Here is an 8,737-nt window from a genome sequence, read left to right as displayed (position 1 = left end):
CGCGGTGTTCACGCAGCAGCGCGGACTCGGCGCCGAGCACCAGCTCGCTGATCAACCTGCCGAACGCGGCGTCGCCGTGGCCGCCAATGTAGGTCTTGGTGGTTTGCTGTTGCACCAGGCGCTGCTCGGCGAGCTTCACCGAATGGGGGATCGGTGTCAGCCCCTGGTCGTCCTTATACACGCCCACGCCGAGGTCGAACTTGTTCGGGTTGGCATCCTGGGCATACAGGTCCATCAGCCCGAGGATCGGGTCGCCGGGCACGCGGCCAATCGCATCGAAATGCATTACTTGCGGCCCTCGGCATCCTTGGCCACTTCGTCGGTGCGCGCGGCCATGATGAAATCGTTGCGGTGCAGGCCTTTGATGGAGTGGCTCCACCAGGTCACCGTGACCTTGCCCCACTCGGTGAGCAGGCCTGGGTGGTGGCCTTCAGCTTCGGAGATTGCCCCCATGGAATTGGTAAAGGCCAGGGCGAACCTGAAGTTCTTGAACAGGAAAACCTTCTCCAGCTGCATGACGCCATCGCGCACTTCAATGTTCCAGTCGGGGATCTGTTTGAGCAGCACCGGTAGTTCTTCATCGCTGACTTGCGGGGCATCGGCGCGGCAGGCTTCACAGTGGGCTTGGTTCAAGGTCGTCATGGTGGGGGTGTCCTGAATTCGAGTGTTTGGAAAACGGTCGTCAGTGGCGTCACCCTAAAGCAACGCGGGACCAGGGAACAGATTCACCTGGCGTCAAAACCTACGGTTCACGCGGCTTTGGGCTTGGGTGCGAAGAGCGGTGTGTGCAGACCCAGCTGCATCCCACGCTCGACCATGCCCATGATGTCTTCCTGCGCTACGTCGAACAGGCGCTTGAGCTCGGGCAAGACAAAATATAGCGGTTGCAGGATGTCGATGCGATACGGCGTGCGCATCGCCTCCAGCGGATCGAAGGCTTGATGTTTGGGCTCGGACGACAGGCTGTACACCGTCTCCTTGGGAGACGACAAAATACCGCCACCATAGATGCGCCGACCGGCGGGCGTGTCCACCAGGCCAAACTCGATGGTCATCCAATACAGGCGCGCCAGGTACACCCGCTGCTCCTTGGTGGCCGCGAGGCCGAGCTTGCCGTAGGTGTGGGTGAATTCGGCGAACCAGCGATTGGTCAGCAGCGGGCAGTGGCCGAAGATTTCGTGGAAAATATCCGGCTCTTGCAGGTAGTCCAGTTCTTCGTGGGTGCGAATAAATGTCGCCACCGGAAACTGCTTGTTGGCGAGTAATTCGAAGAACGTCTGGAAGGGAATCAGCGCTGGCACGCGGGTGACTTGCCAGCCAGTGGTCTCGGCCAGCACCGTGTTAATTTCGCTCAGTTGCGGGATGCGATCCAGGGGCAGGCCGAGCTTGTCGATGCCGTCCAGGTATTCCTGGCAGGCGCGGCCCTCGATCACTTTCAACTGACGCGTGATCAGGGTGTTCCACACCGCATGTTCTTCCGGCGGGTATTGGATAAAACCTTGCGCATCGGGCTCGCGGGCCACGTAGTGCGTCTGCTTCATACGGCTCTCCTGCTAGGCATTCGTTCTTGTTATGTCCTGCGATGTACGTATTGATAACCCGGCTGGAGCGAGATTCCATCCGCCTGCGCGAGGAGGTTGTAGGAAAATTTACTGCTATTCGTAAAGTATTCGTTACGGATAGGCCGCTAATCGATGTGTTGGGCTGTAAAAAGGTCGCCATGTGTCACATAATCTTGACGATTATCTGCGCCCAGCGACAAAAAGACGCGGCGCCTACTCTTCTTCGGGCCTTTTCATGCGTATCAAAGTGCATTGCCAGAACCGCATCGGCATCCTGCGGGACATTCTCAACCTGTTGGTGGAGTACGGCGTCAACGTCGCCAAGGGCGAGGTCGGCGGTGAGCATGGCAACGCCATTTACCTGTTTTGCCCGAACCTGGTGAACATGCAATTCCAGGCGTTGCGCCCAAAGTTCGAGGCGATTGCCGGGGTGTTTGGTGTAAAGCGTGTAGGGCTGATGCCCAGCGAACGTCGGCATATGGAGCTCAATGCGCTGCTCGGTGCCCTGGAGTTTCCGGTGCTGTCCATTGATATGGGCGGCTCGATCGTCGCCGCCAACCGCGCGGCCGCGCAGTTGCTCGGGGTGCGGGTGGACGAGGTGCCGGGCATTCCGCTGTCGCGCTACGCCGAAGATTTCGACTTGCCGGAGTTGGTGCGCGCGAGCAAATCGCGGATCAATGGCCTGCGGGTCAAGGTCAAGGGTGACGTGTTCCTGGCGGACATCGCGCCGCTGCAATCGGCCGAACACGACGACAGTGAAGCCATGGCCGGCGCGGTGTTGACCCTGCACCGTGCCGACCGCGTCGGTGAGCGTATTTATAATGTGCGCAAGCAGGAACTGCGTGGCTTCGACAGTATCTTCCAGAGTTCCAAGGTCATGGCTGCGGTGGTTCGTGAAGCGCGGCGCATGGCGCCATTGGACGCGCCGCTATTAATAGAAGGCGAAACCGGCACCGGCAAGGAGCTGCTTGCCCGCGCCTGTCACCTGGCCAGCCCGCGTGGCCAATCACCGTTGATGGCCCTCAATTGTGCCGGCCTGCCGGAGTCGATGGCCGAGACCGAACTGTTTGGCTACGGCCCCGGCGCCTTTGAGGGCGCGCGGGCCGAAGGCAAGCTGGGGCTGCTGGAGCTGACAGCGGGCGGTACGTTGTTTCTTGATGGCGTCGGGGAAATGAGCGCGCGGTTGCAGGTGAAGTTGCTGCGCTTTCTGCAGGACGGTTGCTTTCGCCGAGTCGGCAGTGATGAAGAGGTGTACCTGGACGTGCGGGTGATCTGCGCAACCCAGGTGGACCTTTCGGAACTCTGCGCGCGGGGTGAATTCCGCCAGGACCTTTATCACCGCCTGAACGTGCTGTCGCTGCATATTCCGCCTCTGCGCGAATGCCTCGATGGTCTGGGGCCACTGGTGGAGCACTTTCTCGACCAAGCCAGCCGACAGATCGGCTGCCCGTTGCCCAAACTGGCCCCGGCGGCGATGGATCGGCTCAGCCATTACCACTGGCCGGGCAATGTACGGCAATTGGAAAACGTGCTGTTTCAGGCGGTGTCGTTATGTGAGGGCGGGACGGTCAAGGCTGAACACATTCGCCTGCCGGACTACGGCGTGCGTCAGCCCCTTGGCGATTTTTCCCTGGAGGGTGGCCTGGAAGCCATCGTCGGCCGTTTTGAAAAGGCCGTGCTGGAAAGTCTGTATGCCGAACATCCCAGCAGTCGGCAGTTGGGTAAGCGCCTGGGCGTTTCCCATACAACGATTGCGAACAAACTGCGGGACTATGGCATGAGCAAGGAAAGTGCTGGCAAAAGTCCTGAACACGGCACTTGAAAGGCGCTATGTTCAGGTTATTCTGCGGTGGCCGACAGCGTTAAAACACCAGGAAACCCCTGTCCGGACCTATGACGACGGAGGTGCCCGTCTCCTTCTCTATCCAGGCCAGATTAGGTTCTTGATTCGGATGGGCGGGGTAGAGTATGCCCAGGTTGTAGTTCTTGTTTTTCGGCAGTCCCTCAAGGCTCTTAGTAATGTCTGGGGACAGCGCTCCGTACTTTCCGGATCTCAGTTCGTCGGTAGAGATCCCTTCATTGGTGCTTTTGGGTTCGAGCATTGACAGGTCGATGTGTTCAAGCAACGCCGAACCATTGGGTGGAAATGATCTACCCTCTTTGCGACTTTCGATTTCGATGGCGGCGCCACCTTTTTGCGGGACCCAAAATACTCCGCCACTCATCCTTTCATTCTCTTCTTTAGAGATTGAGACCATTCGGTAATCCTGGTTTTTATCCAGTTTCTCCAGTTCATTGAGTGCGCTGCGCGACAAGGGGCCGAACTTGCCGCTGCGCACATCGTTAGCGGACACGCCAAAGTCGATCTCAAAGGTCCTGCTCGGGAGGCTCTGCAGCAGTTTTTGTAGTGCGAAGACCGTTGGATTGACGTCGCAGCAGGGCGGTAGTGCGCCCAAGTTATTTCCCCAATCCCTGTTTTTCGCGTAATTGTTTGGGTTTAACTCTGGGCGTGTCTCCAATGGGCGTCGTTGTTCCGAAGGCCGGGTGTTTAACGACTCGACTATGTTGAGAAGGTTGTTATAAAGAAATTGTATTTGCCAGTTTGTTGCTGCTTGCATAGAAGGAGTGTTACAGGTGCCAGACATTTAAATATCCTTAAGTGCGAATAAGTTGATAAGTCGCGAATGATCGTAAAGTGGTCGTGACTGCTTTGCGATGGAGCGAAGTTACGAGGGCTGTATTTAATTGCCAAGCGGGTTTTGATCAGTAAATGTAAAAGGCTATCGGAATATTCTTGTTTGGGGTTGGGCTTGTCTGATTGTTATAAAAAACAAGAGAATTACATATGTGCTCACCCATTTGCGGTGCCGTCAGGTATGCGGCTTTTTTGGGGTTTGTAATGAGTGGACAATAAAACTTCGGGCCAGTCGTTTCGAGATGACCAGGGAGGAGGGCAAGCGCCCAGTGGCTTGCCAAGTGTTTCAGCGGTTCGGCTTCGTCCGCGACCATCCAATGCCGTAGCGCTTGAGCGCTTGGAAACGCCCGCAGGACTCCAACCTTTGCCGTCAGCGGCATAACTCCGCCGTTTTTTCGACTCCTCCTTGGCCGGCCTTTTTCGACGTCTTGCCGCAAACCCTTGCCCCGCCTGGACTTTCTGCGCTTTTAGAAAGTTGGTTCGTAAATTGCTTATCTCTCATCAGTACAGCGGTGGGCGGCAAGCGTCCGTCAGAAAGAGGATAGAGCGTGGACAAGTACCTTTACGTGGCAATGACCGGCGCCAGCCAGAATGCTCTGGCGCAGAAGGCCCATGCCAACAATCTGGCGAACATTTCCACCAACGGCTTCCAGCGCGATCTGGAACAGGCGCGCTCGATGCCGGTGTTCGGCGACAGCTTTCCGGCGCGGGCCTTTGCCCTGACCGAGCGGCCCGCCACCGATTTCTCTCCGGGCGCCATGATCGAAACCGGTCGTGACCTCGATGTGGCGGTCAGCGGCGACGGCTGGATGGCCGTGCAAACCCCTGATGGCGGCGAAGCCTACGTGCGCAGCGCCAGTATGAATGTGGATGCGCTCGGCGTGCTGCGGGCCGGCAATGGTATGCCGATCATGGGCAACGGTGGCCCGATCGCCGTGCCGCCGCAGCAGAAGATCGAGGTGGGTGCCGACGGCACCGTCAGCATCCGTGCGATGGGTGAAGGCCCACGGGTGATGGCTGAAGTGGATCGGATCAAGCTGGTCCAGCCCGACCTCAAGAACATGACTAAAGGCCTGGACGGCACCATCCATACCAAGGACGGCCAGCCGGCCCAGGTCGACGCGAACGTCAAGCTGACCTCGGGTTTCCTGCAGGCTAGCAACGTCAATGCGGTGGAAGAAATGACTGCGGTGCTGGCGCTTTCCAAGCAGTTCGAGCTGCACATCAAGATGATGAACAGCGCTAAAGAAGACGACCAGGCCATGACCCGCGTTCTGGCGATGAGCTGATTGCGGTTTCACTGAATACTAATTTTGCGGCGCAGCGCCAACAAACAGGCGCACGAAGGAGAACAGCATGCTTCCGGCTCTATGGGTTGCCAAAACAGGTCTGTCCGCCCAGGACACCAACCTGACCACTATTTCCAACAACCTGGCGAACGTTTCGACCACGGGCTTCAAACGTGATCGCGCCGAGTTCCAGGACTTGCTCTATCAGATCAAGCGCCAGCCAGGTGCCCAGTCGACCCAAGACAGCGAACTGCCGTCGGGCCTGCAATTGGGTACCGGTGTGCAGATCGTCGGTACCCAGAAAAATTTCACGGCCGGTAACCTGCAGCAAACCGGTCAGCCTCTGGACATGGCGATCAACGGCAAAGGGTTCTTCCAGATCCTGCAACCAGATGGGACTACGTCTTACAGTCGTGATGGTACTTTCCACCTGGACTCCAACGGCCAAGTCGTAACGGCCAACGGTTTTGCCCTGGAACCGGCCATCGTCGTGCCTGCCAATGCCCAGACCTTCACCGTCGGCAACGATGGCACCGTGTCCATCACCGTGGCTGGCAACCCGGCGTCGCAAGTGATCGGCAACCTGCAAACCGCCGACTTCATCAACCCGGCCGGCCTGCAGGCCGTGGGTAACAACCTGTTCATGGAAACCGCCTCCAGCGGCGCGCCGCAAATCGGCACCCCTGGCCTGAACGGCTTCGGCACCACGCTGCAAAGCACCCTGGAAACCTCCAACGTCAGCACCGTGGAGGAGATGGTCAACATGATCACCACTCAGCGCGCCTACGAGATGAACTCCAAGGTGATTTCCACCGCTGACCAGATGCTTTCGTTCGTTACGCAGAATCTGTAATCAAGTCTATGGGGCGCTCCTGAGGGCGCCTGCAACACCGTGAGGTTAGGGTCATGAATCGTTATGTTTCCGTTCTGGCATTGAGTGGGATTGCCGTGCTCGCGGGCTGTGTCGCCCCGACGCCAAAACCCAATGACCCGTACTACGCGCCGGTGTTGCCGCGCACGCCGTTGCCGGCGGCGGCCAATAACGGCTCGATCTATCAGGCCGGTTTCGAACAAAACCTGTACAGCGACCGCAAGGCGTTCCGGGTCGGTGACATCATCACCATCACCCTCAACGAGAAAACCACGGCCAGCAAGAACGCCAACTCCCAAGTGGACAAGACCAGCAAGACCGGTATTGGCCTGACCTCGTTGTTTGGCGCCGTGCCGAACACCAACAACCCCTTGGGCAATGGTGACTTGAGCTTGAGCGCAGGCTACAGCGGTGACCGTGCCACCAATGGCAAGAGTTCCGCAGGGCAGGGCAACAGTCTGACCGGTTCGATCACCGTGACCGTGGCCGATGTATTGCCCAACGGGATCATCGCCGTGCGCGGTGAAAAGTGGATGACCCTCAACACTGGCGACGAGCTGGTGCGCATTGCCGGTATGGTCCGCGCCGATGATATTTCCACCGACAACACGGTGCCTTCGACGCGGATTGCCGATGCACGCATTACCTACTCGGGTACGGGTTCGTTTGCTGATGCGAGTCAGCCGGGCTGGTTCGACCGTTTCTTCCTTAGCCCGCTGTTCCCTTTCTAGGTGGCCACTTTGAAATTCAAACAGCTGATGGCGGCGGCACTGTTGCTGTCCCTGAGCGCAGTCGCCCAGGCCGAACGCCTGAAAGACATCGCCAGCATTTCCGGCGTGCGTTCCAACCAGTTGATCGGCTATGGCCTGGTGGTCGGGCTCAACGGTACGGGTGACCAGACTACCCAGACCCCGTTCACCCTGCAGACCTTTAACAACATGCTCTCGCAGTTCGGCATCAAGGTGCCGGCGGGTTCGGGCAATGTGCAGCTGAAAAACGTCGCGGCCGTTTCGATCAGTGCCGACTTGCCGGCATTCTCCAAGCCGGGTCAGGTGGTGGACATTACCGTGGCGTCCATCGGTAACTCGAAAAGCCTGCGCGGCGGCACCCTGTTGATGACGCCGCTCAAAGGTATCGACGGTAACGTCTACGCCATCGCCCAGGGCAACCTGGTGGTGGGCGGGTTTGACGCCGAAGGCCGTGACGGCTCGAAGATTACGGTGAACGTGCCCTCGGCTGGTCGCATCCCCGGCGGCGCCACGGTTGAACGCACCGTGCCCAGCGGCTTCAACCAGGGCAACAGCTTGACCCTGAACCTCAACCGTTCTGACTTCACCACCGCCAAGCGTGTGGTCGACAAGATCAACGACATGCTCGGCCCTGGCGTGGCCCAGGCCATCGACGGCGGCTCGATCCGGGTTACCGCGCCGCTGGACCCAAGCCAGCGTGTGGATTACCTGTCGATCCTGGAAAACCTTGAGGTCGACCCCGGCCAGGCGGTGGCCAAGGTCATCATCAACTCGCGCACCGGCACCATCGTGATCGGCCAGAACGTCAAGGTCTCGCCGGCCGCTGTGACCCACGGCAGCCTGACCGTGACCATCACCGAAGACCCGATCGTCAGTCAGCCTGGGCCGTTGTCCAATGGCCAGACCGCCGTGGTGCCGCGTTCGCGGGTGAATGCCCAGCAAGAAGCCAAGCCGATGTTCAAGTTCGGCCCCGGCACCACCCTGGACGAGATTGTCCGCGCGGTGAACCAGGTGGGCGCAGCGCCCGGCGACTTGATGGCGATCCTCGAAGCATTGAAACAGGCCGGCGCCTTGCAAGCCGACCTGATCGTGATCTGAGGCCATGGCCATGGATATGCGCAACAGCGGGATCAGCAGCACGGCGGACTCGGGGTCTTATTCCGACTTGAACCGGCTTAACCAGCTCAAGGTCGGTGCCGACAAGAACAGCGACGGCAACATGCGCAAAGTGGCGCAGGAGTTCGAGTCGCTGTTCCTGAGCGAGATGCTCAAATCCATGCGCTCGGCCACTGAGGCCCTGGGCAAGGACAACCCGCTGAACACCCCGGCTGCCAAGCAGTACCAGGAAATGTACGACCAGCAACTGGCCGTCTCGATGTCCCGCGAGGGCGGTGGTATCGGCCTGGCCGACGTGCTGATGCGCCAGATGCAGAAGAACAAGCCGGTGGACGCCCAGGCGGCCACCTTGCAGGGGCCGGCGGCGGCTGAGCCGGTGAAGAAAGTCGATGTGCCGACTGAAATCGCCGCCGGCACTCAAGCGGCTGGGCCGTTGGGCCGCTCCAATGGCCAGC

At 59.2% G+C, this 8,737-nt stretch carries 10 protein-coding genes; 6 read left to right on the top strand and 4 right to left on the bottom strand.

Annotated features, from left to right (window positions below):
* The 3 genes from L9Z73_RS19970 to phhA all read right to left on the bottom strand — a co-directional run.
* Window positions 1-286: aminotransferase class I/II-fold pyridoxal phosphate-dependent enzyme (locus L9Z73_RS19970; RefSeq protein WP_247404492.1), on the bottom strand; the 286-nt coding region annotated here is incomplete at its 3' end.
* The gene (locus L9Z73_RS19965; protein WP_198718042.1) at window positions 286-642 is read right to left on the bottom strand and encodes a 4a-hydroxytetrahydrobiopterin dehydratase; all 357 of its coding nucleotides are present in this window, start codon (window positions 640-642) and stop codon (window positions 286-288) included. The genes L9Z73_RS19970 and L9Z73_RS19965, both read right to left, overlap by 1 nt.
* Before the next feature lie 107 nt (window positions 643-749).
* Window positions 750-1,541: a phenylalanine 4-monooxygenase gene (gene phhA, locus L9Z73_RS19960; RefSeq protein WP_247404491.1), complete on the bottom strand. Its 792-nt coding sequence runs from the start codon at window positions 1,539-1,541 to the stop codon at window positions 750-752.
* A gap of 256 nt (window positions 1,542-1,797) precedes the next feature.
* On the opposite strand from phhA, the gene L9Z73_RS19955 reads away from it, so the two are divergent.
* Entirely contained in the window at window positions 1,798-3,384 is a 1,587-nt protein-coding gene (locus L9Z73_RS19955) for a sigma-54-dependent transcriptional regulator (RefSeq protein WP_247404489.1), read from the top strand.
* Between the two features lie 40 nt (window positions 3,385-3,424).
* Here the strand turns inward: L9Z73_RS19955 and L9Z73_RS19950 are convergent, their stop codons facing one another.
* A complete protein-coding gene (locus L9Z73_RS19950) occupies window positions 3,425-4,207 on the bottom strand; it encodes a hypothetical protein (protein WP_247404486.1) in 783 nt (260 codons plus the stop codon).
* 598 nt (window positions 4,208-4,805) lie between these two features.
* Here L9Z73_RS19950 and L9Z73_RS19945 point away from each other — a divergent pair.
* The 5 genes from L9Z73_RS19945 to L9Z73_RS19925 form a co-directional block, all read left to right on the top strand.
* Window positions 4,806-5,546, top strand: coding sequence for a flagellar basal body rod protein FlgF (locus L9Z73_RS19945; RefSeq protein WP_198717168.1), 741 nt, complete (start codon window positions 4,806-4,808; stop codon window positions 5,544-5,546).
* A gap of 67 nt (window positions 5,547-5,613) precedes the next feature.
* Window positions 5,614-6,399: a flagellar basal-body rod protein FlgG gene (flgG, locus tag L9Z73_RS19940; protein WP_247404483.1), complete on the top strand. Its 786-nt coding sequence runs from the start codon at window positions 5,614-5,616 to the stop codon at window positions 6,397-6,399.
* Window positions 6,400-6,452: 53 nt separating this feature from the next.
* Window positions 6,453-7,148 (top strand): flagellar basal body L-ring protein FlgH, encoded by a 696-nt coding sequence (gene flgH / locus L9Z73_RS19935; RefSeq protein WP_247404480.1) that lies wholly within the window; start codon window positions 6,453-6,455, stop codon window positions 7,146-7,148.
* Window positions 7,149-7,175: 27 nt separating this feature from the next.
* The gene (locus L9Z73_RS19930) at window positions 7,176-8,264 is read left to right on the top strand and encodes a flagellar basal body P-ring protein FlgI (RefSeq protein ID WP_081797739.1); all 1,089 of its coding nucleotides are present in this window, start codon (window positions 7,176-7,178) and stop codon (window positions 8,262-8,264) included.
* A gap of 4 nt (window positions 8,265-8,268) precedes the next feature.
* Window positions 8,269-8,737, top strand: a 469-nt coding sequence (locus tag L9Z73_RS19925; protein ID WP_247404477.1) for a rod-binding protein, incomplete at its 3' end; no start/stop codon positions are given.

The sequence above is a fragment of the Pseudomonas emilianonis genome (assembly GCF_023072625.1).
GTDB classification, from domain to species: Bacteria; Pseudomonadota; Gammaproteobacteria; order Pseudomonadales; family Pseudomonadaceae; genus Aquipseudomonas; species Aquipseudomonas paraveronii.
This window is presented reverse-complemented; position numbering and strand designations above follow the sequence as displayed.